The organism is Pseudophaeobacter sp. 1A16562, from assembly GCF_041008785.1.
Classification (GTDB): domain Bacteria; phylum Pseudomonadota; class Alphaproteobacteria; order Rhodobacterales; family Rhodobacteraceae; genus Phycobacter; species Phycobacter gallaeciensis_A.
In genome coordinates this window covers 16,051-42,860 of sequence record NZ_JAXGFT010000016.1, presented here as the reverse complement: position 1 = coordinate 42,860, position 26,810 = coordinate 16,051, and the positions used below count along the sequence as shown (strand labels likewise).

The window sequence follows — 26,810 nt, the reverse complement described above, 5'->3', positions numbered from 1 at the left end:
TTGCCTTTCGTCGCGTGCGTCTTGAACACAAGCTTCGGAAGTTCGTTCGACCTGGTTGTCCTGCATCGAAGTGGGCGGGACCCGTTCCATGGCGCGCTGTAACGCGGGGTCTCGCCGGCGTCCATTGTCAGCAAAAACACACATCATGCAAAACGTATTATTGCGCAATGTGATATATTGAAGTATAAGCGAAGGAGAGAAGGAAGACGTTGGCAGGATATGGCCAATGTTTGCACATTTTGTCCGAGGGGTCTGACCCGTGCCGAGGCCAGCGAAAAACCTGAAGCTTGAAGAGCGCATCGAAGTCGCGCGGCGCTTTGCGGCGGGCGAGAGCGCGAAGGACCTTGCGGCGGCGTTTGGCATCTCTCCGCGACACGTGAACCGGCTCGCGAAAGAGGAGGCGGGCGAGGGGCTCGCGGTACGCGATCCAAGTGAGACGGTGGCGTTCCGGGCAAGCCGATCCGAGCTGGACGCCTTCGATGCGGAGTGGCGCGAACGGGGCTTTGCCAACCGATCGCAGGCGCTGAATGCGGTGCTGCGCGGTCGCTGCGGATTCCTTGATGTACCCCGCGATCTGGTCGCGGAATTCTGCGCCGCATGGCGTCAGGCGAGGGACGTGAGCGACACCGGACTGGTGCTCGCCAAGGCGGTCCATCGCGGTCGGCTGGAGGTCTCGGAGGCGGACCGCGCGGTGCTGATCGAACTGCTCGATTTGGCGCAATCGATGAACCGTGAGATGGGCCGGATGAAGGATGCGGCGCAGGCGCTGCGTCATCAGGAGTGGCCGCAAAAGGAAGAAGGGCAGGGGGCGGAGAGCGCGGTTCTGGAGGGTGGCCCGCGCGCGATCGAGCGCGGATTGAGGCTCGTCAGGAATGGCTGATCCCCTCGCCCTCTACGCCTCGGTCATGGGCCGGCTCTGGGAGGATGAGCGCATCCGGGGCCAAGCCGCGGCGCGGATCGACGCGCGGCTGGCGGGGCGTCGACAGGGGCGGAGTTTCGCGCGCGTTGGAACCATGTCGGCGCGCAACGCGCTGAAGGCGGCGTCGGGTCAGAGCCGGGCGGCGGTCTTCAAACGGATCCGGGCCGGAGGCTGCAAGACGCGTGCTTCGCTCGGGGCGCAGATTTCCTACATCAACGACAAGGCGGTCTATACCTACTCGACGATGACCAATGCCCTGACCGATGCCGCGGTGCTTTCTGAGGAGCAGAAAGAGGATATCATCGAGGACTGGGCCGGGACCTGGCGCGGCTCGACCAAGCTCGGCTTCACCTCACACATGCTTCTGTCCTTCCCGACCGACGTCACGGTCGATCAGGTGCGCGACATCGCCATGGACTGGACGGAGCATTTCTTCGAGAGCGGCGAATACGGCGACCAGTGGGACTATGTCCTCGCGGTCCATGACGACCGGGCGCACAAGCACGCCCACATCATTCTGAACAACCGCGGCGTTGAAAACGGCACCTGGTTCTCTTGCTGGGCCGAGGGCGTGATGTCGCCGCAGCTGATGCGCGAGAAGCAGGCCGAGATCGCGGAAGGCTACGGCGTGATGCTCGACGCCACCACCCGGCTCGAGCGCGGCATCTTTGAGAAGCCCGCCGGGATCGAAGAGATCTATCGCGCCAAGGAAGAGGCCCGTCTGCCGCGCGAGATCGTCATGACCGCGCAAGAGTCAGCCATCGCGCAGGCGCAGGTGGTGGGCTTCGCCAAGGACTACAAGAACCTCGCCGACCTGCTGGACCGGATGGACCAGCGCCACATGGCGCGTGCTGTGCGCGGCATGGCGGACGGGCTTGGCTCCGGCACGCCGTGGAACTTCACCGAAGGAGAGATAGACATGAAGGACATCAAGACCGTCGGTGATGCGATCGACTATTCCGAGCGGACGATCGAGGCGCTGAGGCTCAAGGCCGAAGAACTGGACCCGGCCGAGCGTGCGGCCTTCGAGGCCAAGGCCGCACCGATCATCGCGGACCTCTCGCAGATGGTGCCTGACCCGGACCTGCGGGCGCGCTTCGGCAAGCAGCTCGAAGAACCCTATCCGCCGGGGGCGGGCAGCTATGTGCTGATCGCCGCGCTGCAGGCCGGCAAGGACGAAGGGCTGAGCGACGTGCTCGAGCGCGCCGAGGAGGTGGGCATGGACAGCGAGGAGCTGGTGGCCCGGATTGCGGCGGGCGGCACGCGGAACTACGGCATGGCACAGGACTGGGTCGAGCGGGACATGAACGCGGTGCTGGCGAAGGACGGTCTCAGCGTGGAGACGGCCAATGACGACCAGCTCGATGCCGCGCTCGAGAAGGTCGACGGGGTGATGGACGCGCTTATGGAACGCGCCAAGGAAATGGGCGTCGAGATCGGCCGGACCCTCGCGGACGAGGAACAGGAGATCCTGCCGCTGATCGACGAAGACGACCGGACGCCAAATCCCTACCTGCAGGACCTCGCCGACATGCTGCGCGACGGCAAACTCACCGAGGAACAGGAAGAGGTGGTCGAGCGGACCCTGGAAGCCGAACTCTTCAAGGAGTTGGGCGAGGAAGGCTTGGCCGAACTTCGGCGTGGCAACTACGAGGTGCTGGACGCGGCCCTGCCGAGCAAGCTCGACCAGATCACCGTCACGCAGGAATTCCTCGAGATGACGTTTGAGGAGACGGGTGACCAGGTCTTCACCGACCGTGCCGCCGGGTTGCAGCAGGACAAGGCGACCGAGGTGGCGCGGCTGCGCGGCCAGCAGGAAGCGCAGGAGCTGGGCCGCGATCTTGGCCGCGACCGTGGTCTCGACGACGAGATGGAATTCTAAAGGGGAGATGAGCACCATGACCAAGACACTTCCCCTCTGGGCCGCACTTCTTTTCGGTGTGATCTGCGGCGCCGTCATCGGCACCATCGTCGCCGCCTTCTACCTGACCCTAGCCCTGAAAACCGGGTTTCAGAGCTTCGACATGTTGGCGCTCTGGAAGACTAGCGCCGGCACCCGCGCGGCGCACCCAGAGGCTTTCAAGGTGGGGTTTGGCGCTGTCGGCTTCGGGGCCATCGGGCTTGGCGCCCTGGCGCTGGCCTGGACCTGGAAGAAGGAGCGGGACGACTATGGCTCGGCCCACTGGCAGACCAAGGCGGAGCTGAAGAAGAACGACATGCTTCAAGCGCCTGGCAAGGGCTTTGTCTGTGGCAAGCTCGGAGCCCCGACGTCCAAAGCTGAGTTCATCTCCTCGACCACCATCCCGCATGTGATGATGGTCGCGCCGACCCGGGCCGGTAAGGGGGTTGGCTTCGTGATCCCGAATCTTCTGAGCTTTGCGGGCTCGGTTGTGGTGCTGGACGTGAAGGGCGAGAACTTCGAGAAGACCGCGCGGCTTCGCGCACTGAACGGTGACGAGGTCTATCGCTTCAGCCCGTTTGATTGGGCCAATGCCACACATCGGTACAACCCGCTTGCGCGGATTGCCAAGGCCCCGACATTCGCGCAGCGCTTCACCGAGGTCTCGATCCTGGCAGACCTCTTCCTCGACAAGGACAACAAGACGCTCGACACCTTTTCCGAGGCCGGCAAGTCGATCTTCGTTGCGGCCTGTCTGCTGGCGATCCAACGCGGCACGCCGAACCTCGGCGAGGTGAACAAGATCGTCGCCGGGGGCGAATACAAGAACGCCCAGTACAAGACCTATGCCGACGAGGCCGAGGAAGACATCCTGCGCGAGCTCTGGACCAATGCGGCCTCAGCCTCGTCGCGGCTGCTGACCTCGAACATTCAGGCGCTGATGACGGCCGGTCTCAAGCAATGGGACAACCCGGCGGTGCGCTCGGCCACCGAGGCGAGCGACTTCGATTTCTCGACATTCCGCAAGACTCCGCAGTCGCTCTATATCGCGGTCTCCGAGGATCATATCGCGACGCTGGCGCCGCTTCTGCGCTTAATGTTCGCCGATCTCATCGCCTCGATTCGGCTCAACGAACCGGGTCCGGACGAACCTTGGCCAGTCATGATGATGATCGACGAGTTCCAGCAGATGGGGGCGATGCCCTATCTCGAACGGGCGATCCATTCGCTGGCAAGTTACGGCGGCCGCGTCGCAATGATCGCGCAGTCGCTGGCTTCGCTCGACCGGATCTACGGGCCCGAAGGCCGCGAAAGCCTCGAGAACGGGGCAGGGCTGAAGCTCTACATCACGCCGCGGGACCAGCGAACGGTGAAGGAAGTCTCAGCCGCGGTCGGCAGCACCACCCGCGAGGCGGTCACCCGGATGTATGGCCGCAACAAGGGCTTCCTCGGCGCGACCTCGACCTCGGCGCGGCTCGAAGAGCGGCCGCTGCTTTCCGAGACGGAAGCGCGCCTCATGGACCCCGACGAGGTCATCATCCTCGCCTCGCCGCAGCACCCGATCAAGGCGAGCCGGATCAAGTATTACGATGATCCGTTCTTTAAGGAGATGCTCGCCCGTCAGGAGGGCAAGCCCTTCCCCTATCCGCCGAGTGTGCAAGGCGTGGGGCCCTGGGGTGGTGACGGTGAGGTCGGCGCATACGAGCAGGCGAAACCAGCCGAACGCGCGCCTGTCCGGGATCGATCACAGCGCCGCGAAGCGCGGGCGATGAGCGTGTTGGCGATGGAGGCCAGGCGCGGGCAGACCGAGCCCGAGACGCTCGAGCGGGAAGCTGCGGTGCCGAAGGAATGGGAGGCGGCGCTCGACCGGCAGGAGGACTTTATCGAGGAACTGTTGGGTGGGTGAGGTTTCTTGTGTCCTGGCCCGACGCAATCGGGCACCCCTGATCTGTCCAAAAGAAAAAGGTGCACTTCGTATGGTTGTGGAGTAGGTCTAGCGTTGACATCATATCTCTCATCTATATCGTGTAGAGATTAAGCGATTGGCTGTTTGAGGACATCGCCAACGACCCACCAAAGCACATAGAAAAGAGCCTGACCGTCGTGGCGCAGTTAAAGTTTATTGACCTTTTTGCGGGCCTTGGCGGATTTCATCAGGCGTTGAGTGCGTCGGGCGCTGAGTGCGTCTTCGCCTCGGAGATCAACGCTGATCTGGCCTCATTGTATGAGAAGAACTACGGCACAAAGCCCCACGGCGATATCCGCAGCGTCGATATTCCTTCGATCCCAGATCATGATGTCCTGTGCGCAGGCTTTCCCTGCCAGCCGTTCTCCAAGGCTGGCGAGCAGAAAGGCCTGCAATGTCCCCAATGGGGCGACCTCATCGATTACGTGATCGACATTTTGCGTGTGAAGGAACCGCGCTTCTTCATCATCGAAAATGTGCCAAACCTTGTCCGCCATGACGGGGGCAGGACGTGGCAGAATATCTGCACCCGGCTGCGCGCGCTCGACTATGACGTCGATTTTGCGCGCTTGTCCCCGCATATGTTCGGGGTGCCGCAAAAGCGCGAACGCGCCTTCATCATAGGCGACCGCGAAGGGCTCGGCGGCTTTTCCTGGCCGGTGCCAGAAGACGCGGCGCAGCTTTCCATTTCGTCCGTCTTGGACGATAAACCCGAGGATGCTCTGCACCTAAGCCCAAACCATGTCCATTACCTGTCAATTTGGCAGGAATTCGTGGCGGCGTTCCCGAAAAATATGGAACTGCCGTCATTCCCGATTTGGGCGATGGAATTTGGCGCGGATTATCCCCTTGATGGCCTCACTCCGTATGAGCGCGGATATCGTCGGCTTGGCCGGTATAAGGGTGCATTCGGGCAGTCCTTGAAGGGGCTATCGCCCGAAGAGACTGAAGCTGCGCTTCCAGGTTATGCCCGCACCAAGCTTGAGCGCTTTCCGGCATGGAAGATCGATTTCATCGAAAAGAACCGCGCCTTCTACGCCGAGCACAGATCAATCATCGATCCTTGGATTGATCAGATAAAATCCTTCCCGCCCAGTTTTCAAAAGCTCGAATGGAACATTAAAGGTGGGGTGCGAGACATCTGGCAACATATAATTCAATTCCGGGCCAGCGGTATTCGGATCAAGAAGGCCGATACAGCTCCCGCGCTAATTTCCATGACAACGAGCCAAGTTCCCATCGTAAGCTGGGAGCGGCGGTATATGACGCCGCGCGAATGCAGCCGCCTGCAAAGCCTTGAGCTCACCCATTTGCCGAGCACCAAGAACGGTGCTTACAAAGCCTTTGGCAATGCCGTTAATGTTGAAGTTGTGAAGCGCATCTTCGCCGCCCTTGTCACCAGAGAAGATGCAGCGGAGTCCGCACAGCGGGCCGTTGCCGCAGAGTAACATGAGCCGCCTAAACACGGTCAATATCCGGCCCGGCGTAAACGTCCTTTCTGTGCTGCCGCACCTTAACTACAAGGCGTGGTACGCCTTGGCCGAGTTCGTTGACAATTCGATCCAGAGCAGTATCTCGCGCCGCAAGGACTTGGAAGCCATCTCGGGCGGTTCCTACGTTTTGCGGGTCGATATCACCTTCGATGCGGACGACGGCCGGATCGTGGTTCTCGACAACGCTGCCGGGATTGCCTCATCCGACTATCAGCGCGCCTTCCGACCTGCCGAAATCCCGCCCGATGCAACGGGCCTGTCCGAGTTCGGCATGGGCATGAAGAGTGCAGCATGCTGGTTCGCGCCGAAATGGAGTGTCCGCTCCAGTGCACTTGGCGAAAGAGACGAGCGCACCGTTTTCTTCGACATCGACCGCATCGTCCATGACAGCATCGAAGAGTTGAATGTCGTCACCTCGGTTGCGTCGGACGACAAGCACTACACAGAAATCCGGCTGGAAGACATTCGCCGTTTTCCTAAGGGCCGGACCATCGGCAAGATCAAAGAGCATCTGGCCAGCATCTATCGAATCTTCCTGCGCTCCGGCGCGCTGGAGCTCTTCGTTGACGGCGAGCGGCTGAGATATGACGAACCCAAGGTCTTGGTCACGCCATCTTACAAAGACCCTGATGGACCGCAGATCACTTGGAAGCGCGATATCGATATCGATCTCGGGCCAGGAAAATCAGCCACCGGCTTCGTTGCTATCCGGGAGAAGGCCGATACCCGACTTGCCGGTCTCGCGCTCTTCAGGCGCAACAGACTGGTCCTTGGCAGCGCTGATGAAACCTACCGGCCAGCCGACATCTTCAAGCGGCCAAACAGCTATGAATCACAGCGCATCTTCGGCGAAATCCACCTGAAGGGCTTCAGTGTCTCGCACACCAAGGACGGTGTTCAGTGGGGCGAGCATGAAGACGAGTTTCTTCGCAAGCTCTACAAAATCTTGAACGCCGAAGACCTGCCGATCATCAAGCAGACGCAAAAATACAGGGCCTTGGAGGACGCTCGCAACGCGCGCAAGGTCGCCCGCAGTGCCGCGCCCGCCGTGGCCAAGCAGTTCGATCACAGAGCCCTGGTTACATCGCAGCAGACGTTTCCGAGTGTTGTATCGCCGAGCCCCGAGCCTTCGCCGGACGAAAACCTTCCCGATGTTGGGGAGCAGCTTGACGCGGTTGCGGAAGGTGAGCGCGATGATTTTCAGTTTGAGTTCTTGTTCCGGGGGACGCCTTGGATCGTGAAGCTCGAATTGTCCTATGCCGACAGGGAAAGCGACTGGCTTTCCATCCAGAGCAGACCAGCCATCACAGACCCGGATCCGCGCGAAGTGCTAATCCGGGTGGCCATGCTCCATCCGTTCATGGCGCAGTTTCCCAATCTCGACTCGGAAGGCTTCGCTGCAGTGCTGAACATCGCTGCTACCATGGCGCTGTCAGAAGTCATCGCCACAGAGCTTGCCTCGCATCACCCCAAAGCAATCCGGCAATACACCAATGAAATCCTCAAGAACCTTGTGACGAGGACTGTCCCCGATGAGTGACGAAGGCATTATCCAAATTCATGATCGCCAGACTTCCGGCAAGTGGAACCCGGCGCAAGGTCCGGCTCTGACGCGCCTTCTTCAGTCAAACACATCACTTTCAGAGGTCGAGAAGACCCGGCTTGTCTCGGAAACCTTGTCGATCATGCGTCAATGCGCTGATCCAAAGAATCCCGGCGATCACAATACCGGTCTCATCATCGGCTATGTCCAAAGCGGCAAGACGCTTTCTTTCACAAGCTTGTCCGCGCTCGCGCACGACAACGACTATCAGATCGTCCTTCTTCTGGCCGGCACGACCAACAACTTGGTCGAGCAATCCTTCGAGCGTCTGAAGAAGGACTTGGAGGTCGAAAAGAACCGAAACTGGAAGCTGTTCTCGACCAGAGACAAAGGCTTCCAGGGGGCCGAGGTTGAGCGGGTCAAAAGCGAGCTTGCGAAATGGCGCAAGGGGAGCACGCGCTCGCGCACAGTGCTGATCGTCTCCATGAAGGAGCATCGCCATCTCGATCATCTGGCCACACTGCTCACCGGGGTCGATCTGACGAACGTGCCGACGCTCATCATTGATGACGAAGGCGACCAGGCGGGGATGAATACCAAGGCCCTGCAACAGGAAGAGAGCACGACCTACGCGCGCATCACGGCGCTGCGCCGTCTTTTCCCGCATCACAGCTATCTTCTCTACACTGCCACGCCGCAAGCGCCGCTTCTGATCAGCCGCATCGACACGCTCTCGCCTGACTTCGGTGCGGTGCTGACACCCGGAGACGCCTATGTCGGCGGCAAAGAGTTCTTTGTGGACGGGCCGGACAAGTACATCGAGCTCATCCCGCAAACCGATGTGCCGGACCGGGACGATCCGCCAGCGAGCCCGCCTGCCAGCATGCTAGAGGCCCTGAAAGACTTCTTCGTTGGCGTAGCCATCGGCCTGCGCGAAGAAGATGACCAGGGCGGCGGCAATCGCTCCATGATGATCCACCCGGCCATCCCGAAGGCCGATCATCTGATGTTTGCGAGATGGGCGCGGAACACGCGCGATGAATGGGCGGCCATCTTGGACGACCCGGATCATCACGGCCATGACGACTTGCTGGCAGGTTTTCGAACTGCCTTCGAACGGTTGAGCGAGACCTATGCCGTCAATTATGGCTTTGATCAGATCGAGCCGCTGCTATTCGACGCCGTGTCGGAAACCGCCATCGCCGAGCTCAACACACGCGAGAAGACCAAGATACCCTCCATTGATTGGAAGGGTGATTATAGTTGGATACTTGTCGGCGGGATCGGCCTGGACCGTGGCTTCACCGTTGAAGGCCTGACAGTCTCCTACATGCCGAGGTCCATCGGGATCGGCAACGCCGACAACATCCAGCAGCGCGCTCGCTTCTTCGGCTACAAGAAGCGCTATCTTGGCCTCTGCCGCATCTATCTGACGACAGAGAACATCGAAGCGTTCCAAGACTACGTTTCCCACGAGGAATCGGTCCGTTCATCGATCTCCAAGCACATCAAAGATGGGGGCGGCCTGAAGGACTGGCGGCGCACCTGGTTCCTCAGCCAGAGGCTTCAGCCGACACGACGCTCTGTCATCTTGCTCGACATGTACCAGTCGCGGGGGCGTGAAGGGTGGATTTACCCCGACTACCCCTATGAGGATACCGGCTTCGTTGCCGATAACCGGGAAGCGGTGAACCAGCTACTCGGCGCGTTCGACTTCTGGGAATACAAGCAGGACGGCTGGAACCAGCAGCAGACCATTCCGGCGTTCAGCGACGACATTCCGCTCAGCGAGATAATCCCCTACATCGGGCAAATCCGCTACAAGAACCCCGGCGATAGCTTGCAGCACTCGGCCATCATGGTCGGCCTCGAAAAGCTGGCTAGCGAAGACCCTGAGATGCGGTGCAGCGTCTTTGCCTTCTCCGGCCCATGGTCGGGCGTGGAAGCGCGCCGCAGTCTCGATACCAAAGACCCGCCTAAGATCAGAAACCTCTTTCAGGGTAGCAACGCGCGCACCAATTATCCCGGCGCGCGCCAAATCCGGGCTGACGACACGATCACGTTCCAGATTCATCGCTACCACCTAGAAAATGCGGCCAAGAACCGCGTGCTTCTGGAAGACTTGCCCGTGCTTGCTGTGCACATCCCCGAGCGTTTGGCGGAGCGTGTTTGGGTGGAACGAGAGGACGATGCTGTTTGAGGCGTATCAGGAACTTGCCCGCCGTTTCCCGGATGCCTGCCAGCATCTCTTCGGGAGCAAGATCGATGGTGCCCACGGCCTCTGGCTTTCCTTGGATGCGCAAGGGCAGCCTTATTTGCTCTTCGAGATGGCCGAGGATGATGGCCAGCCTGATCTGAAGCTGAAGGCCGTCGAGGTTCGCTTTGCGTGCCCCTGCGATATCCAGCTTCAGGATGGAAGCGCTCTGTCCGGCACCTACACGTTAGTTTCCCTTGCGAATGACGATCCCGACATCATCCGTGTCTTCCTTCGCCTCTTAGAAGAGGCGTTTCTGGCACCCGGGGCGGATCACTCCGCAGCGGCCGTCCGCGACCAAATCCTCGCGATTGCCGATTTGTTCACGCGGTTGAACGACGAACTAAACGACGTCGTTGGGCTTTGGGGTGAGCTGCACATCATCCGCACAGCTCAAGATTTGAACGCAGCAGTTAGGGCGTGGTCGTCGTCTGCACATGCCCGGTACGACTTTGTGACGGAGCATTTTGCACTAGAGGTGAAGACGACTCTGAAGTCTTCCCGGCGGCATCGGTTTTCGCTTGAACAGCTTCGCCCTAATGCCGACATCCGGGTCTATATTGCATCCATCTTGCTGATTGAACTGCCTGGCGGTGAAATGGCATGCGAGTTGATTGATGAGATTTACGCTGCATTAGACGATCCTGTTGTCCGTGCTCAATTCTTTCGCCAGTGCCTCCGAAAAGGCGGAGCGGACATTTATGGATCGGATACGCGCTTTGCGACCTATCCTGATGGTGAATCTGTAGCAATGTTCCAAGCTGGAGATTTGCCAGTACCTGTTGTCGCCTTCGGGGATCCCATAGCTGAAGTGCGCTTTAGTTTGGACCTTACTGGAATGAGTGCTTCGCTGGACGGCTCGGTGTCATTATTTGGCTGAACTTCTCCAAGATTGTTTTCCAGGCAGATAGAACTCCGTGATCCCCCGCTTCCCCTCGGCCCGCCCCAGCTGCACGATCACATCGATGGATTTCCGGATGTATTCCCGCACCTCGGCGAAGGTCAGCGGCGTGCCAGCCTGCAGCACCATGATCGCCAAACGGTCGATGGCGAGTTCCGCGGTTTCGGCGTGGATGGTTGAGACCGATCCGCCATGCCCGGTGTTGATCGCTTCGAGATAGGTCAGAGCCTCGGCGCCGCGCAGCTCGCCGACGATGATCCGGTCGGGGCGCATGCGGAGGGAGGCTTGGAGGAGGGCGTTGGCGCTGCGTTGTGAGCCGGCACCGCGGTCGGCCAAGAGTGCGACGGTGTTGGGTTGGCCTGGGAACAGCTCAAAAGCGTCCTCGATGGTGATGAGCCGCTCCTGCTCACTGACATGGGTCAGAAGGTGGCGGGCGAAGGTGGTCTTACCGGTTGAGGTGCCGCCACTGATCAGGACGTTGAGCCGCGCCTCGACCAGGGTCTGTAGGGCGCCTTCGAGGTTATCTTCGGCGAGACTGGCAATGTTCTTCATCTTCTCGGCGCGGAGCGCGTCGAGCGAGACAGCCTTGCCGAAGAGATAGGCAGGGGCGTAATCCCGGACGCTGCCCGAGGCGAAGAGACGGATCGTGATCGAGGCGCCGCGATCGATGGCGGGCGGCACGGCGACCTGGACCCGGAGGGGTCGGCCCGCATATTCCACCTTGCCGGAGACGAGCGGGTTCTTTTCAGAGACGCGGGCCTTGGCGTCGCCGACGATGGTCTGGGCCATGTTGAGGGCTGTGGTCCGGTCCACGGTCTGGCCGTCGTGGCGCATGGTGGCGTCGCCCGCGACCTCGAGCCAGACCTTGCCATCCGGGTTGATCGCGATCTCGACCACGTCGTCACGCCTTAGGAGGTCGCGGAACGGGTCGAGATAGCGCTCGAGGTATGAGGCTGGTGATGCCTGATCCATCAGTAAATCACCACATCCCGGTCCACGAGCACGGTGACCGACGCGCCTTGATCGACATAGATCGTCGGCGCGATCGACACCTGGTCGGCGATGACCGATCCGACCGCGTCCTGAAGATCGCTGCCAACATCGCCCAGGACGATGCTGGTGGTTTCATTGTTGGCGCTTTCCGCCGCCACCGCAGGCGCGGCTCCGATCACGGAAATCAGTGCAGCTCCGCCGAAGCGCTCGGCAAACTTGGTGTCAACGAGACCGGTTAGGCCCGAGCGGCCAAGCTGATCGCCGCCCACGGCGGCGATCTCCATCGAGGTACCGTCCGGGGTCAGGACGCGGGTCCAGAGGATCAGGATGCGCTTCTGGTTCATCTCGATCCCGGAGCGGTATTGGCCAAAAAGGCGGGAGCCCCGGGGGATCAGGATCCGGTCCCCGGAGAAGGCCGGGACCGGCTCGGAGACCACCGCCACGACAGACCCGGGCAGATCGCTGTTGATGGCGGTCTGGAGCGCCGCCTGGATGACAGACCCTTGGGTCAACGTGCGTTCGGGATGGGTGAGGCGGGCGGCCTCCTGCACCTCGAGCGGCCGCGCACTCTGCAGGAACTGCTCGTTTCCTGACAGGACCGGGCCCCCGGTTCCAGCGGCAGCAGGATCGGCGACCGCCGCGCCACTTTGGCCACCCCGTGGACCGTCGGCAAAGACTACGGCGGGGGATTTGATCTGCGCGGTCAGAAGCTCCTCGGCGACCCGTTCAGCCTCGCGCTGGCGCTGCTCCTCTTCCTGACGCCGGCGTTCTTCGAGAAGCCGCTGATCGGCAATCAGCCCTTCGCGGTCAAGCTCGGCCTCGAGCCCCTCGCGCTGCGCCCGTTCGGCATCGAGCATGGCCTGCAGCCCTTCGATGCGGGTCTCGGTCTGGCGTTGGAGGTTAGCGAGTTCGGTTTCCTTGGCGGCGAGCGTCGCTTCAAGCGCCGCCTTCTGTTCATCGAAGGCTTCGCGCAGGTCGGCAACGGCGGACTGGATTTCCGAGTTGCGGGCGGCCTGGCTGGCGGCGAGGGCCTCGCGGAGCTTGGCGATCTCGGCCAACACCTCGGCGCTCGGTTCGGGGGCAGGGGCGGCGGGCACATCAAGCGCTTCTTCGACGGCGATCAGCGCGTCATTGACCCGTTGTTCGGTCTCATCGGGTGGAAACTCCAGCCGCCCACCGGTGCCGGGGCGGCGGTCCTGGAAGGTCTCGACATCGGAGGTCTCGAGTGCGCTATCGCCTTCCTGCAAGCCGGTGGCCAGGAAATACGCGACCCCGGCGCCGCCAAGGGCGAGGGCGGCGGCGAGCGCGCCAACCCCGAGGCTGTTGCCGCGGCGCTTGGACTTGCCGCGCTGGCTGAATTGATCGAGGCGGTCCTGAAGGTCGGGAGGGGATTGATCGGCCATGGTCAATTGCTCACGTAGATGGCGCTTTCGTCGCGCCAGGCGCAGATCGCTTCGTCCCCGATGCGCAGCGTCCAGTAGGTATTCACCCCGAGCACGCGGACTGTGTTGCCGGCTTGCGTCCAGTTCACCGTGCGCTCACGGCCCTGGTCATCGGCCTTGAAGAGGGCGGGCTGGCGACCGTTCTCCGGGAAGACGAAATACGTGTAGCGCCCGTCGTCATAGATATGGCTGGGGCGGAAATCGCCGATCCCCGAGACGCGGTAGTTGTAATTGCGCGGGGCTTCAAAGCCCTTGGGCTGGGTCGCACCCGTCGCGCGGCGTTCCTCGTCGGGGTAGCGGAAGCGGACTTCGAAGAACATGCCGGTGCGGTTCGGGATCGAGCCTTCGCGCAGGTGGAAGGAATAGGTGCGGCGGTTGGTGATCACCGTCATATTGGTCGAGGCATTGGCCACATGCGGCTTGATGGTCAGTACATTGCCAAGCTCCGGGATCGGGTCGACCTGGAAACTTTCGGTGTCGCCGACGATCACAGCTTCAAACCGCTCGCCCGCCCCAAAATGAATCGTGGTCGAATGCCGCAAGTCAGTTTCGATCCGGTAGATCTGGTTTTCATTGTAGACGGCGGTGCGGATGCGGATGTCGAGCGGACCGCCTTGCGGCGTGGCTTCGGCGGATGCGGCAACGGGCATGGCAAGCGCCAGGAGGAGCGCAGGTAGAGATCTCATTTGGGTCAGTTCTCCAGGGTTTCGGCGTCGACGCGGTAGGAGGTCACCACGAAGCCCAAGGGGTTGGCCCAGACGTCCTGAAGGCGCTGGCGGGTTTCAGGTTGGAAATCGTAGCCGACGGTGGCGACGTAAGACCGGGTGACGGTGCGGGTGTCGCGGGGGCGACGCAGCGTGCGTGTGAAACGGACCTGGGCCACACCGCGCTCGATCTGGTTCACCGACTTGATCACCACCTCGATCTTGGCGTCACGCCCATAGACGGTGATCGGGTAATCCTCATTGGTGGAAGACCAGAGATCGCGCAGCGTGCGAGCGGCGTCGCCATCCGAACGGTCGAGCACCGAGTTGATGCGCTGCTCGCCGTCGGTCAGGTCATAGGTCTCGCGGTCATCCACATAGGCCACGAGATTGGCCTGGATGATGGCGTCGCTTTCCGAGAGCGTCAGGGCCTGTACGGCGGCTACCCGGTCCATTTCGCCGGTTTCCTTGTCCACGACGACCACGAAGGTCTCTGTCGTTTTGAGCGGAAAGAGGCTCGCGCCCGCAACCATGCCGACGACGCCGACCAGTACGCCGGCCGCCGCGACAAACCAGGCAAATCGTTCGCGCCGCCGTGGCCCGTAGATGAAATCCGCCTCGAAAGCATCGCGATCGGGCGCGGGGGAACTGGTCACAAGCTTCTTCAAGTCAATCGTCTTTCACATCAGGGTTTGCGGAAGGCCTTGGCGGCGGAGAGGAGCGCGCCGGGGCTTTGGCGGATCATCTCGCCGGTTTTGACCACGCCCGCATTGGCCATCTGGTTCAGCTCGTGCGGAGACTTGCCGGTGACGAGGCGCGCGGTTGCGCCGGTGCCATACTGGCGCGTGTTCACGAAGCCCTGACGTGCGAGGCCCGTGAGACCCACGGCATTCGAGGCAATGCCCACCACGCCGGTAAGGTTGGAGGCGATGTAGGGCACCGAGGCCATGATCCCGGCGCTGAGGATGAGGATGACGAGGAAGGGCAGGATGAGGCTGACGGTCTCGACATCGCCCGGATCGGCGGAGGCGTCCCCGATGGCCTCGGCGATGGCGACGATGATGCCCGCGGCGCCTGCGGCGGCGACGGGCATGAGCGCATATCCGATGGTGGCGCGGGTCCAGGCCTCAAAAAGCGATTGGGTCGGCTTGAAGAGCGAGGTCACGATCATGAAGGGGGCGATCACGATCATGAGCGCGAAGACGATGCGGGCGAAGGCGATGATCCCGGCGGTGACGGCTGCGAAAACGGCGGAAAGGACGAAGAAGATGGCACCCAGAACCGCGCCGAAGACCCAGCCCGCGCGATCGCCGATCGTGTCGCCATAGGCGGTGATGCGGGCGACCATGTTGTCGAGGCTCTCATAGACCCCGGCCTCGTCGCCCGAGCCGGTGAGCGCGAGGATCGAGGCACCGACGGAGTCGGGCACGCGCGTGACGACGTCATAGATGACGCTGAAATTATCCCAGCTCTGCGCGAATATCCCCACCAGTGCCACCTTCATCCCGAAGGCAAAGCCGGTGCCGAAGGGCAGGGGGCGGAGTTGCATCACGGCGTTGATGCCGAGGAGGACAACAAGGAGCGCGGCCCCGGCAGAAATCACGTCACCGACAGCACCTGCCGAGGAGACAAAGCCGTCCTGTGCCACGGTGTTCACGGCGGCGTCGACCTGGCCAAGGATGTCGCGAATGACCCCCATTTACTCCGCACAGGCCTCCACAACTTGCGCCTCGAGCGCGTCCGCCTTGGCGTAGAGCTCGAGCACGTTGAAGGGCAGACGCGGGTTGTCCGAGGTCTGGAACCGGGGCAGGGCGGTGAGCGCCTGATCCCAGGTGAACTGGTCCAGCAGGCAGGTGCAGGTTTCCGAGGCGAGGGCTTCTTCGGCGATCAGGATGCGCAGGATCGCGCGGTAGCCATTGCGGAGATAGGCGGTCTCGGCCAGATCGGCGGGCGGTTTCGGGACACGGCATGCATCCTCTTCTTCCCGTGGGACCTCCATCGAGGTGAAGGGCCGATCCTGACCTGATGCCGCGTCAGGCAAGACAAGGAGGCCGAGCGGCAGGGCAAGCGAAAGGCTTAGAAGTCCGGCTTCCAACAGGGTGAAGCGGCTCGGGGTAAGCTTGGAGGTCCTCATGGATCCACCGCCATCGAGCGGAACTTGCGCTCGTCCGCGAGGGTCGCGGCATCGACGACACCAAGCTGGCCGGCGCTGACGCCTTGCGCCGCTTCCAGCCGCCAGATCTGGGTCAGGATGATGCCAAGCTCTGCGGTGACGCGGGTGTTGAGATCGACGGCGGCTTTCAGCCCGTCCTGATCGTCGATGAGCCCGACCATGGTCTCGAGCCGCTCGAGGCTTTGACCGGCCTCTTCATGGCTTTCCTGCGCGGCGACGGACAGCATGGCACTGGCCCCGGCGGAGGTGGCGATGCGGTTGTCGGCGGGCTGATCCGATCCCGAGAGCGTGCTCAGGCGCTCCGAGGTGAAGCCGCTGCCAGACAGGACTCGTTCGACCGAGGCCGAGAGTTCCGCGCCGGGATTGAAGCCGCTCAGGAAATCCCCGCTGGCCAAAGACTGCGCGGTGTTGAGCGGAGCTACCAGCTTGCCACGCAGCGCGCGGAACTCTTCGACCGTGGCGAAGAGTTCTCCGAGCCCGCTGCCCTCTATCAGTGAGGTCAGTTGCGCCTCGAGGTTCGTCAGTTGCGACAGCTGGGTTTCCAGTTCCAGCCGCATGGTCGCGAGCTGCTGCATCTGGACATTCAGGTCCTCGGCCATGTGCTCGAGCTGTGCCACGAGCTGGCCAAGCTGCGAGCCATCGAAGGTTGGTACGCCCTGGGCCGTTGCGGGTGAGGCAAACCCGAGTGTGGTGACCGCGGCCACGGTCAGGAGAAGATGTCTCATTCTGGAACTCCCATCTGCATGAAGTCGCGCTCGGCCAGTCGGTCGGCCACGAGGTGCTGGGCGTAGGCCGCCTCGCGCTGCTGGTTTGCCGCCATCAGCCGGACGCGGAGATTGAGGATGCGGCCGATCTCGGCCTTGGCGTAGGTGTTGAGCTCCCAGGCCGCCTTGGCATTGGGTTGCGCATCGATCTGCAGGATGATCGCGCGCAAGCGGTTGATGACCTGCTCGGTGGTCGCCGAACTGTCGGCGGCATAATAGACGCCGGCCTCGGAGATGCTGGCATATTCGGCCAGCGCAAAGTCCGAGGGAGAGAGTGTGCCGAGCGCGTCGGCGCCGCCCACCACGGCGAGGTATTCGTTGTAGAATTTCGAGATGTTGCGCACGTAGCCTTGAGTTTCGGCAAAGGGCGGCACGCCGCCATATTCGATCACGCGACCCGGCCCTGCGTTATAGGCCGCAAGTGCATGGGGGATGTTGCCGAAGCGGTTGAGCTGGGTCGTGATATAGCGCGCGCCGCCGCGGAGGTTGTCTTTCACGTCATAGCGGTCGACTCCAAGATCGGAGGCGGTGCCGGGCATGAGTTGGGTCAGCCCATAGGCGCCGACCGGGCTTTGTGCCGCGACGTTGAAGCGGCTCTCCTGCTTGATCAGGGCCTGGAAGAGGCAGCGCCACTGGGTGGCCGAGAGACCGGCGCGGGCCACACCGGGGGCGCCTGCGAACTCGCCCGCGACCTCGACGATCATCATCTCGACGGTCTCGCGACCCTCGCCGAAGAGGCGGCTGTTCATCGGGCTTGGATCGGTATTGGGATAGACCGCCGCCACCCCGAAATCCGCATTGCCTTCGAGCGCGCGGATATCGAAGCCGGGACCAGTGATCGCCGCAGTCATCTCCTCGAGGACGCGCAACTGGTCGGCCTGGACATCGGCGAGCGTCGTCTCCGTGCGATCCTTGTCCTGCTGGACACCCAGATCCTCGGCCAGTGCCGTCACCCGTGCGATGGCGCGCCCGATCGCGGAATTGTCCTGCGTCGGCACGCCCTGGGCGAGCGCGGGCAGGGCACCGAGGACGAGGCAGAGTCCGGTGGATATGATCGCGGCGCGGCTCATTCCGGACGGGGCAGGGGTTCGAAGGTACAGTCGGGCTTGGCTGTCTCCTGAACCGGTGCGCCCATGGTCGAGAAGGAAAGTGCGGACCGGGTCACCTGCGGCTCGCCCTTGCGTCCGAAGCATGGCGAGGTTTTCTCAGTGTATTTTTCGCAAGCCGACAGAAGGCTTGCGGCGGCGCAAAGCGCGAGAAGGGGTTGCGAACTCATATCACATGTCTCCAGAAATCGGGATTGGCGCGCCAATCGGCAGGCACGCGGGCTTCGCCGGTGGCGCCGCCGCCAAGGATGGGCAGCAACTCTCCGAGCGCAGAGAGATCGGCATCGACGAAGACGCTGTCGCCCGCCGAGCGAACGAGCGCGATGCGCTGGCCGATGGTGGGCTGCACGAGAAGGGCCGCCTCCTTGGCGTTGACGCGGAGGAAGTCGTAGTCGGAGACAGTGGCACGATCGTTCGGGAAGAGGATCTGGGTCGGGACTGTTTCGACGATGGTCTTGCCAACGCGGCTGTCGCGCAGCTGGCTTGGATATTGCGTCATCATGATCACGACGCAGTTCATCTTCCGAAGCGTGACCAGCCAGTTTTCCAGCCGCGCCCCGAAATACGGGTCGTCCAAGAGCTTCCAGGCTTCGTCGAGCACGATGATGGTGGGACGGCGATCCTCGACCACACGTTCGATCTGGCGGAAGATGTAGGAGAGCACCGCCATTCGCTCGGTGGTCATGTCGAGGATCTCGGTCATATCAAACCCGACGATGTCGCCCGTGAGCTTGAGGCCCGCACCGCGCTCGGGTTCGTCAAACACCCAGCCATAGCGCCCACCCGGCGCCCATTCGGCGACGCGAGATTGCAGCTCGCCATCGTCATCGAGCGACTGGAACAGGGTCTCGAAACTGGCGAAGCGCTGCAGGCCTGCCCCCGCATCGGCGTTCTGGCCGACCGCGCTTTGGATGTGGCGGGATTGCTCGCCCGAGAGCGTGCCATTCCGTGTGAGCAGGGTCGCGAGCCAGTCCGAGAGCCAGGCGCGGCCGCGCTCGTCGGTCTCGGTGGCAAGCGGGTTGAGGCCCGTGGGTACGCCAGCCCGGATTTCGTTATAGCGCCCGCCAAGGGCGCGGACCGCCATTTCGAGGCCGCGGTCCTTGTCGAAGAAGAAAAGCCGCGCGCCGACCCGTTGCGCTTGGGCTGCGAGGAAAGCGGTGGTCAGTGTCTTGCCGGTGCCGGTGCGCCCCAGAACGAGCGTATGGCCGACCGTGGGTTCCTTGCTTGGGGCTCCCGCCTCGTGGAAGTTGAAGCGATAGCCAGAAGTGCCGACCGTGGGCAGGACCGTGATGGTTTGACCCCATGGCGACTGGTCCGGGCTGCGCCCCTCGACGCTGCCATGCAGGGCCGCGAAGTCAGCGAAATTAATCGAGGAGATTGGTGTCTTGCGGGCGCGGTAGCCGAAGTTGCCGGGCGACTGCGCGAAATACGTCGCCTTCAGCGCCATGTTTTCGCGGACGATCACCGACATGATTTCCTGGCCCACGCGTTTGATCTGGGCGGCGGCCCGTTCGAGCGTGTCGCGGTCGGGCGCATAGACCGCGATGGAGAGGTGGTGGTCGCCAAAGGCGATGCGTCCTGCCTCCTGATCATCGGCGGCTTGTCCCAGCTGTTCGCGCAGGGACACGGCGGCATCGTCTGAGGCGTGCATCTGACGAATGATCCGCTGGATGCGTTCGGCCATGATGTTGTTCGGGATCGGGCTGAAGGAGTTCGTGAGCACGATGTCGAGGGGCAGGTCGAGCGCGTCGAGCAGCGTGACGTCGGTCAGTGCGGGATAGGTCTTCATTGAGAAGAGCGCGCCGTATTTGACCCGCCCAGTCACTGCATCGGTCAGGGTGGCCACGTCGCCATCAAAGGTCGCGCGGCAATTGCTCAGGGTGTGCGAGAGGGGCAAGGCACTTTGCCCGAAGGCGATGGGGGAGAAGCTGCCGGCGTTCAGCGTATTGAGATAGCCCAGCCATTCGCCGCCAGCTTTCGTGAGTCTGACCGGATTGGCCGACGCAAGCGCCACCTCGAAGAAGCCCATGACCTCGTTCAACTCCTGCATCCGTGTCGCGCGGTCCTTGACCCAGGCCTTGCGGGCCAGTGCCCGAAGGAGCGGAATGCGCGCCGAGATGTCGGGCCGCCGGATGACGCTGAGATAAAGCTGGCGCTTGGCGGGGCGCAGGTTTTTCACATGGGACTGCCACCGCGCATCGATCGCGGCGGCGAAGCTGTCGCCCTCGATGGGGCGCATCCCGAGATTTTGCGGCACGGAGATCCGGTGTATGTAGAAACCGAAGGCATTGCCGGTCTGGGCGACGATGGCGGCAACCGCGCGCTTGAGCGCGTCGAGCCGGGCGTCCTCAGTGGTCATCGGATTGAGACCATCGAGGCGCATGGTTGCGAGGAGATCGCCTTCTCGCAGCACCATGACATCGTCATCCGTGAGCGCGAAATACGGCAGGTGCTCGGCCAGATAGCTCTCCCGCGCGAACTCGCCGCCGCCGGCGTGATGCAAGGCGGTCCCGAAGGAAGAAAGGGTGCCCGCATCACGCGCCAAAGCTGTCGCCTCCATGCAGGGCCCGGTTCTTCGTCGCGCGCACAGAGCCGTAGGAGACGCGCAGGACCTCGAAGAAATGCGGCTCGCGGTCGGCGACGAACCAGAGGATCGGATAGGCGACAATCCCGATCAGGAAGAACACCATCGACTTCGTCCAGATGAACGGCAGAACGACCCCGGTCGCCAGAACCACGAGGTATCCGACAGGGAGACCCAGATACTTGGGCGGACGGGCGAGGCCCAGAAAGAGGGGAGATCGTTCTGCCATTGGGTGATATTCCGGCTTAGAAGGAAATGTGTGTCCGGAGAGGGGCCCGAGGCAGCGTTTGCGTAGCACAACGCGTTCGGGTCGCTCGTAGGACGCTATTTTGCCGGAATGTCACGAGAAGCCGTCGACGATGGTGCCGGCCGAGAAGATCAGCACGATCCCGATGATGACCGAGGCGAACCAGCCCCAGTTCAGCCGTCCCATCATGCACATGAAACCGGTGCCGATGACCGCGAGCGTGGCGACTGCGATCCCGATGGGACCGGTCAGCGCGGCCTCGACGGTTTCCAGCATGGTCTGGATCGGGGACAAGTCTTGCGCGAGGGCAGGGCTTGCAAAAGCCGCCAGGGTTGTGGCGACGGGCAAGAGGCGGCTGAGGCGATGTCGAAGCATGCGAAGTTCCCTTGTATTACTGAAGATCGATAAGGACCGGAGCGCGCGCAGGCACCCGGGCAGCGACGCGGATGTCCGGCGCGGAAACAGGTGTACCCGCGAGTCGGGACCGGATCCGGTGGATGCGCGCGATGTAGTCGCGGGTCTCGGTGAAAGGCGGGATGCCGGAATAATCGACCACCCGGTGCGGTCCGGCATTGTAGGCTGCCAGCGCCAAGTCGATGTCCTTGAACGATCCGAGTTGCGCGAGCAGATACCGCGCTGAGCCATCGAGGTTCTGGGAGGGATCGCGCGGATCGACTCCGAGCGCACGGGCTGTGTCCGGCATCAGCTGGCCGAGACCGTAGGCACCCTTGGGGCTGACGGCGGTCGGGTCATAGCTGCTTTCAGCTTCGACCAGGGCGCGGAAGAGGATCTGCCAGTCGTCCGCATCGAGGCCGACCTGCCGCAGGGCGCGGTTTCCCTGGTGGCGATCTGCGGTGGCGTGGATCAGGGAGAGGGTGCCGTCGCGACCGGAAGGCGGCGTGGCGTCCAATGAGGCCAAAAAGACTTCCGCCTCAGTGCTATCATCTAGCCCTGCCCAGGCAGGTCGTTCGCCATGAAAGGTCCAGCCGGATGTCCGCGCCGTGCCGTCGCGGCCGAAGGCGATGACGTCAGCCGCGCTCCTCGAGGGTGATGCTGTAGTCAGGACCAAAGCGCAGATCGCGCCCGTCACCGAACTCGAGATGATGTTTGAAGAGCCCCGGCCATATGTTGAAATACCGCGGCTCTGGCCCGTGCGGGGTGATCCGGGTCGAGACCAGAATGGCTTCCGGCTCGCCCTCGCGCAGGTAGATGCACTGGTAGCGCGGCTTGCCATCGTCCGTGAACCCCACGAGTTCATACCGGCAGCGGAACGCTATGCCCTTCTCGGACAGGTCTTTGACACCATCGATGGTGATCAGGATCTGGTTGCGCGCTATCGGCATGTTCGGACTCTCCCCACGAGAGCCCTTCTACTTCACGACACTAAGGCCATAAAGTCATATGGAGTCAATACGACATATTGCAGATAAACACATATTGCGCGATAGTCTGCGCAACTTTTGCGGGAGAGCGACATGAAGCGACAGATGATGGCAGCTGCAATGGGAGTGATGGCGGTGTTCGGAGCCCCGGAGAAAGCGCGGGCCTATGACGTCGACTGCGCCATCATGCTCTGCATGGCGGGAGGCTTCCCCCCGAGCGCGGTCTGCGCGCGCGCCTATCGCACCATGATCCGCCGCATCACACCCTGGCCGAGCCTGCCGCCCTTCGGGGTCTGCACCTTTGCCCATGTGCCGGTCGAGCTGGGCGGGCCCGGCGGGGAGGGCGAGCTCGACACCAACCTGCCCGAATACGAATGGCTGAACCGCACTCATGTGATCTGGTTCACCGGTCAAGCCTATAGAGAAAGGGGAGGTGATCGGTATTGGGACTGGTCGCTTCGTTCCTGCGACCGAGAGAACCGCACCTGCCGGTACATCCAGCGGGTCTACCGATCCCACACGCCCTGGCCCGTGACATTCATCTCGGAAAGCGGGCAGGAGATTGCCTTTCCGAGCGGCGGAAGTTCCTCGTACTTCTATTTGCGCAGCATCATGGTCGAATACGGAGACTACGAGGGCACGGTGGGTCACTCGGAGTGGTTCTCCTACTGATCCTGGCTGCTTGGCAGCTTTAGTGAAATCGGCCGTACTGTGATACGCGTGTGGTCGTAACTGTTTGGATCCACAAACTGGCGGCGGCTCACGCTTCCATCATTCCAGCGGTAGTCGGTAAACACATGGGTTTCCGCCGTTCCGTTGATGATAAACCCTTCCTGAAAGGGCCAGGCTGTCTTTTTCTTAATCAATTGAATGCCCAGAAAATAATTCAATCCAAGAGAGTATTTACGCGAATAATTAGTGATCTAAAATAGCAGATAGTGAGCGTATGGCGGTAATTTGCTTGCTAGTGGAGGGTCCAATATTTCACTTGAATGTTGGTAGCTTGGAAGGCATTAGTCACCCCAGCCGATGCGCTAGCGATCAGCGGCACCCGGTGGGGGGTGCCTGACAGGGCAGCTAACCTGCGTGCCGCCCGGCGAAAACCTTTCATACGCGCAACGATTTCACTTGGCAGGCGATGGGGTTCATTGGTTGAATATATTAGTAATCTAAGTAATCAAGGGCAATCGCGGGAGGAAACGTCATATGCGCATGGTGAATATGGATGCAAACCATGCTCTCTCTGGTAAGGAGCAGCTGTATTGTGGGGGCGCATGGGTTCCGCCAAGCGCAGGAAATTACGAGGAGACTTTTAACCCGGGCACAGGTCAGCTGATCGGATTAGTGGCTGCGGCGACCCGGGCCGAGGTGGACGTAGCGCCTGCGTGTTTGAAGGAATGGCGTGATGTTGCTCCTCTTGAGCGTGCCAGTATTCTGCAGGAAATCGCGGCTCTCTTGCACAAGCGCGGAGATGAGCTTGCGATGATGGACGCGGCCAATTGCGGCAACCCATATACCGAGGTGCGCGGCGACGCGGCCATCGCGGCGGCCCAGATGGAGTTTTTCGCCGGTCTTGTGACTGAAATGAAGGGCGACACGATCCCTTTGGGGCCGGATCGGGTGAATATGACCCTGCGCCAGCCGCTTAGTGTTGTGGCACGTATCCTGGCGTTCAATCATCCGTTCATGTTTTGTGGCGGTAAAATGGCGGCGCCTTTGGCGGCAGGGAACGCTGTCATCATCAAGCCGCAGGTACAGGCGCCTTTGACTGCATAGCGCCTGGCAGAGATTGTTTATGGCCTGATGCCCAAAGGCACATTCAACGTGTTGCCGGGTGATCTAGAGGCAGGTGCTGGCCTGGCCGAGCACCTTGGCGCTGCAAAGGTCACGCTTATTGGCTCTGTGTCGGCTGGCCGGGCTGTGATGCGAAGCGCCAGCGCTACGGGCAAACCTGTACTGCTGGAACTGGGTGGCAAGAACGCGCTGATTGCCTATCCCGACAGTGATCCGAAAAAGATTGCGGACGCGATTGTCGCTAGAATGAACTTTGGCTGGTGCGGCCAGTCCTGTGGCTCGATAAGTCGCGCATTCCTGTACGAGGATATCCACGACGAAGTCATTTCCTATCTGGCCGAGTCTGTTGAAAGATATAAGCCGGGCGTTCCGACGGATCCTGAAACCACGATAGGCACGATTGTCAGCCGTGCGCAGTTCGACCGGGTCATGGGTTTCATTGACTCTGCCAAAAGTGAGGGTGCGCGCGCCGTTACTGGCGGTTATGCGGTCACGGATAGTCCGCTGGCGAAAGGCAGCTTTATCGCGCCGACGATTTTTGCGGATGTAACGCCGCAGATGCGTATCGCCCGTGAAGAGATTTTCGGGCCAGTTCTTGCGGTTCGCAAATGGTCGGACGAAGATTCCATGCTGAACGAGGTCAATGCACTTGAGCTTGGGCTGCCCTGTGCAATTTGGACTCGGGATCTGGTGATGGCTCATCGTACGGCTGCACGCGTCGAGGCCGGGTTTGTTTGGGTTAACGAAGTCGGTCGGCATTTCCTTGGTGCCCCGTTCGGTGGGGTCAAGCAATCGGGTATCGGGCGCGAAGTAGGTATTGGCGAACTGATTTCCTTCACCCATGAAAAGAATGTGCATATCAATCTGTCGGGTCAGTGACCCGGTGCGTAGGTAATGTGCGAACGGGGTCTGGGATCCAAAAGCTTTTTCTGTATTGATTGCTTTGGCCGGGATGAGGCCATCCCTTCCTGCCCCTTTTGCAAACCGATAAGGATCTAAAAAATAATGAGCAATGTTGCGAACGTCCCCGATATCATCCTCGAACCCATGGTTCGGAACGCTATTATGGAGGACCTGGGTGCCGCAGGCGACGTGACAACCCGTTCCGTTCTGCCTGAAGGCACGCGCTACAAGGCGCAAATGCGTGCACGGCAGGACGCGGTTGTTTCTGGGATGCAGGTGGCCTCTCTCGCGTTTCGGCTGATTGATCCCAATCTTGTGGTCGAGACTGTCGTGGCGGATGGTACGGCCTGCAAAGCGGGCGATACGTTGATGCGTATAGAGGGATCGGCGGCGTCGATCCTTGCCGCAGAGCGTGTTGCCCTGAACTTTGCCGGACGGTTGTCTGGGACGGCAACCTTGACAGCGTCCTATGTTCAGGAGCTTGCGGGTACCAAGACACGTATCACCTGTACACGCAAAACCACACCGGGGCTGAAACTTGTCGAAAAGCTCGCCATTTTGCATGGCGGCGGCCACAATCATCGGTTTTCCCTGTCCGATGCGATCCTGATCAAGGACAACCATATCGCAGCGGCTGGTGGCATCAAACAGGTGCTGGAAGCCGTTCAACGAAATGTGGGTCACATGGTCGTGGTAGAGATCGAGATCGACGGTTTGCATCAGTTGGACGAGGTGCTTCAGGCCGGGGGCGCAGATGTCATCATGTTCGACAATATGTCGACCGAAGACATGGCCGAAGCTGTAAAGCGCATTGACGGGCGGGCGAAGACCGAAGCCAGCGGGAATGTGACCCTTGGCCGTTTGCGCGAAATCGCATCGGCAAATGTGGATTATATTTCCTCCGGTGCTTTGACCCATTCGGCGGGAACCGTCGATTTCGGTTTGGATTTCTGATCCTCTGAGCCGCTCCAGACCGTCTGAAATGCAAAATGCCCGCCCTTTCGGCGGGCAATGGATACCTATTGCGTACGCCTTTCAAAATGGGGCGCTGTTGCATCAACACTTCATAAGGAAAGGTCAAGACACATGACAGACCACAGGCTGTATCAGGTTGAGCGCCCAGTATCGTCGGATAGTTTGGGGGTGTGGGGTAGCGATGTATTTGCGGATATATTGCGAGGTTTGGGGGTGAGTGAAGTATGTTGCACTGAACCCGGGGTCGAGCTTTCGGGGTTTGCACGACAGCCTTGTGAACCACCTTGGCAATGAAGATCCGCAGATGCTGTTGTGTCTGCACGAAGAGCATGCGGTTGCGATTGCGCATGGCTATGCGAAGGTGGCGGGGGAGCCATTGGCGGTGATCCTGCACAGCAACGTGGGTCTGATGCATGGTACGATGGCGATCTTCAACGTGTGCTGCGACCGTGTGCCGGTTCTGATTTATGGGGCGACGGGGCCGGTTGATGCGGCGCTGGAATCGATGTTGCGTGCGGATGTAATCGCGTGGAGCGAACCGAAAGGCCCGACCTATGTGAACTTCGACGTGTCGATCCAGGAAAAGCAGCACGAGAAGGCACCGGAGTTGCCAGATTTTGCGCGTTACCAGCCGTCGCCTCCGGCGGCACCCTCGGCCGAAGGAGTGGCGCGGGCGGCAGATCTGCCGAAGAACGCCAAGGCGCTGGGGCGAAGGTTCTGACGGATATCCGGAACGGGGCGTCCTTCCCGACGGATCACCCGCAGCA

Annotated in this window: 25 protein-coding genes and 1 pseudogene; 11 read left to right on the top strand and 15 right to left on the bottom strand. The window is 61.4% G+C overall.

The genetic code is table 11. The features are described 5' to 3' along the window. Nucleotides 1–259: 259 nt before the first annotated feature. The 7 genes from SM764_RS18975 to SM764_RS18945 all read left to right on the top strand — a co-directional run bounded on the left by SM764_RS18975 (nucleotide 260) and on the right by SM764_RS18945 (nucleotide 10,955). On the top strand, nucleotides 260–880 hold the full coding sequence (locus SM764_RS18975) for a helix-turn-helix domain-containing protein (RefSeq protein ID WP_274861348.1): 621 nt from the start codon (nucleotides 260–262) through the stop codon (nucleotides 878–880). After that, nucleotides 873–2,801, top strand: a complete 1,929-nt coding sequence (locus SM764_RS18970; RefSeq protein ID WP_274861347.1) for a relaxase/mobilization nuclease domain-containing protein — start codon at nucleotides 873–875, stop codon at nucleotides 2,799–2,801. Before SM764_RS18975 ends, SM764_RS18970 begins: the two co-directional genes overlap by 8 nt. Before the next feature lie 16 nt (nucleotides 2,802–2,817). Then, nucleotides 2,818–4,725, top strand: a complete 1,908-nt coding sequence (locus SM764_RS18965; RefSeq protein ID WP_369002493.1) for a type IV secretory system conjugative DNA transfer family protein — start codon at nucleotides 2,818–2,820, stop codon at nucleotides 4,723–4,725. Between the two features lie 197 nt (nucleotides 4,726–4,922). Continuing rightward, nucleotides 4,923–6,233 carry a DNA cytosine methyltransferase gene (locus SM764_RS18960; RefSeq protein WP_274861472.1) on the top strand — a complete coding sequence of 437 codons (1,311 nt, stop codon included), beginning with the start codon at nucleotides 4,923–4,925 and terminating at the stop codon, nucleotides 6,231–6,233. A gap of 1 nt (nucleotide 6,234) precedes the next feature. Beyond that, nucleotides 6,235–7,818, top strand: coding sequence for an ATP-binding protein (locus SM764_RS18955; protein WP_274861470.1), 1,584 nt, complete (start codon nucleotides 6,235–6,237; stop codon nucleotides 7,816–7,818). Then, nucleotides 7,811–10,021, top strand: a complete 2,211-nt coding sequence (locus SM764_RS18950; RefSeq protein WP_274861469.1) for a Z1 domain-containing protein — start codon at nucleotides 7,811–7,813, stop codon at nucleotides 10,019–10,021. The genes SM764_RS18955 and SM764_RS18950 overlap by 8 nt, the downstream gene beginning before the upstream one ends. Continuing rightward, nucleotides 10,011–10,955: a PD-(D/E)XK motif protein gene (locus SM764_RS18945; RefSeq protein ID WP_274861468.1), complete on the top strand. Its 945-nt coding sequence runs from the start codon at nucleotides 10,011–10,013 to the stop codon at nucleotides 10,953–10,955. Before SM764_RS18950 ends, SM764_RS18945 begins: the two co-directional genes overlap by 11 nt. Here SM764_RS18945 and SM764_RS18940 read toward each other — a convergent pair. The 14 genes from SM764_RS18940 to SM764_RS18875 all read right to left on the bottom strand — a co-directional run bounded on the left by SM764_RS18940 (nucleotide 10,944) and on the right by SM764_RS18875 (nucleotide 22,332). Continuing rightward, a complete protein-coding gene (locus SM764_RS18940; protein ID WP_274861467.1) occupies nucleotides 10,944–11,948 on the bottom strand; it encodes an ATPase, T2SS/T4P/T4SS family in 1,005 nt (334 codons plus the stop codon). The genes SM764_RS18945 and SM764_RS18940 overlap by 12 nt on opposite strands. After that, nucleotides 11,948–13,372 carry a TrbI/VirB10 family protein gene (locus tag SM764_RS18935; protein WP_274861465.1) on the bottom strand — a complete coding sequence of 475 codons (1,425 nt, stop codon included), beginning with the start codon at nucleotides 13,370–13,372 and terminating at the stop codon, nucleotides 11,948–11,950. The genes SM764_RS18940 and SM764_RS18935 overlap by 1 nt, the downstream gene beginning before the upstream one ends. 2 nt (nucleotides 13,373–13,374) lie before the next feature. Continuing rightward, nucleotides 13,375–14,097 (bottom strand): TrbG/VirB9 family P-type conjugative transfer protein, encoded by a 723-nt coding sequence (locus SM764_RS18930; protein ID WP_274861464.1) that lies wholly within the window; start codon nucleotides 14,095–14,097, stop codon nucleotides 13,375–13,377. Between the two features lie 5 nt (nucleotides 14,098–14,102). Then, nucleotides 14,103–14,783 carry a VirB8 family type IV secretion system protein gene (locus SM764_RS18925; RefSeq protein ID WP_274861462.1) on the bottom strand — a complete coding sequence of 227 codons (681 nt, stop codon included), beginning with the start codon at nucleotides 14,781–14,783 and terminating at the stop codon, nucleotides 14,103–14,105. A gap of 17 nt (nucleotides 14,784–14,800) precedes the next feature. After that, nucleotides 14,801–15,814, bottom strand: coding sequence for a TrbL/VirB6 family protein (locus SM764_RS18920; protein ID WP_274861461.1), 1,014 nt, complete (start codon nucleotides 15,812–15,814; stop codon nucleotides 14,801–14,803). After that, a complete protein-coding gene (locus SM764_RS18915) occupies nucleotides 15,815–16,249 on the bottom strand; it encodes a hypothetical protein (protein WP_274861460.1) in 435 nt (144 codons plus the stop codon). Continuing rightward, nucleotides 16,246–17,013 carry a type IV secretion system protein gene (locus tag SM764_RS18910; RefSeq protein ID WP_274861459.1) on the bottom strand — a complete coding sequence of 256 codons (768 nt, stop codon included), beginning with the start codon at nucleotides 17,011–17,013 and terminating at the stop codon, nucleotides 16,246–16,248. The genes SM764_RS18915 and SM764_RS18910 overlap by 4 nt, the downstream gene beginning before the upstream one ends. Beyond that, on the bottom strand, nucleotides 17,010–18,122 hold the full coding sequence (locus SM764_RS18905; protein WP_274861458.1) for a transglycosylase SLT domain-containing protein: 1,113 nt from the start codon (nucleotides 18,120–18,122) through the stop codon (nucleotides 17,010–17,012). Before SM764_RS18905 ends, SM764_RS18910 begins: the two co-directional genes overlap by 4 nt. After that, nucleotides 18,119–18,328, bottom strand: coding sequence for a hypothetical protein (locus SM764_RS18900; protein WP_008335582.1), 210 nt, complete (start codon nucleotides 18,326–18,328; stop codon nucleotides 18,119–18,121). Before SM764_RS18900 ends, SM764_RS18905 begins: the two co-directional genes overlap by 4 nt. Then, nucleotides 18,325–20,718 carry a VirB4 family type IV secretion/conjugal transfer ATPase gene (locus SM764_RS18895; protein WP_027246176.1) on the bottom strand — a complete coding sequence of 798 codons (2,394 nt, stop codon included), beginning with the start codon at nucleotides 20,716–20,718 and terminating at the stop codon, nucleotides 18,325–18,327. The genes SM764_RS18900 and SM764_RS18895 overlap by 4 nt, the downstream gene beginning before the upstream one ends. Continuing rightward, nucleotides 20,693–20,971, bottom strand: a complete 279-nt coding sequence (locus SM764_RS18890) for a VirB3 family type IV secretion system protein (RefSeq protein WP_008335580.1) — start codon at nucleotides 20,969–20,971, stop codon at nucleotides 20,693–20,695. Before SM764_RS18890 ends, SM764_RS18895 begins: the two co-directional genes overlap by 26 nt. A 111-nt stretch (nucleotides 20,972–21,082) precedes the next feature. Further along, on the bottom strand, nucleotides 21,083–21,364 hold the full coding sequence (locus SM764_RS18885) for a TrbC/VirB2 family protein (protein ID WP_274861456.1): 282 nt from the start codon (nucleotides 21,362–21,364) through the stop codon (nucleotides 21,083–21,085). Nucleotides 21,365–21,380: 16 nt separating this feature from the next. Continuing rightward, a complete protein-coding gene (locus tag SM764_RS18880; protein ID WP_446728465.1) occupies nucleotides 21,381–21,908 on the bottom strand; it encodes a lytic transglycosylase domain-containing protein in 528 nt (175 codons plus the stop codon). Nucleotides 21,909–22,017: 109 nt separating this feature from the next. Next, the gene (locus SM764_RS18875) at nucleotides 22,018–22,332 is read right to left on the bottom strand and encodes a hypothetical protein (RefSeq protein WP_008335576.1); all 315 of its coding nucleotides are present in this window, start codon (nucleotides 22,330–22,332) and stop codon (nucleotides 22,018–22,020) included. Between the two features lie 132 nt (nucleotides 22,333–22,464). On the opposite strand from SM764_RS18875, the gene SM764_RS18870 reads away from it, so the two are divergent. After that, nucleotides 22,465–23,043: a hypothetical protein gene (locus SM764_RS18870; RefSeq protein ID WP_274861454.1), complete on the top strand. Its 579-nt coding sequence runs from the start codon at nucleotides 22,465–22,467 to the stop codon at nucleotides 23,041–23,043. Here SM764_RS18870 and SM764_RS18865 read toward each other — a convergent pair. Continuing rightward, nucleotides 23,037–23,261 (bottom strand): hypothetical protein, encoded by a 225-nt coding sequence (locus SM764_RS18865; RefSeq protein ID WP_239368556.1) that lies wholly within the window; start codon nucleotides 23,259–23,261, stop codon nucleotides 23,037–23,039. The genes SM764_RS18870 and SM764_RS18865 overlap by 7 nt on opposite strands. A gap of 316 nt (nucleotides 23,262–23,577) precedes the next feature. On the opposite strand from SM764_RS18865, the pseudogene SM764_RS18860 reads away from it, so the two are divergent. From SM764_RS18860 to SM764_RS18850, 3 genes and pseudogenes are all read left to right on the top strand, one after another. Then, a pseudogene (locus SM764_RS18860) lies at nucleotides 23,578–25,044 on the top strand (aldehyde dehydrogenase family protein). A gap of 126 nt (nucleotides 25,045–25,170) precedes the next feature. Then, complete coding sequence (gene nadC / locus SM764_RS18855) at nucleotides 25,171–26,022, top strand: carboxylating nicotinate-nucleotide diphosphorylase (RefSeq protein ID WP_274861452.1); 852 nt, start codon at nucleotides 25,171–25,173, stop codon at nucleotides 26,020–26,022. 238 nt (nucleotides 26,023–26,260) lie between these two features. Then, on the top strand, nucleotides 26,261–26,764 hold the full coding sequence (locus SM764_RS18850; RefSeq protein ID WP_170848853.1) for a thiamine pyrophosphate-binding protein: 504 nt from the start codon (nucleotides 26,261–26,263) through the stop codon (nucleotides 26,762–26,764). Nucleotides 26,765–26,810: the final 46 nt, after the last annotated feature.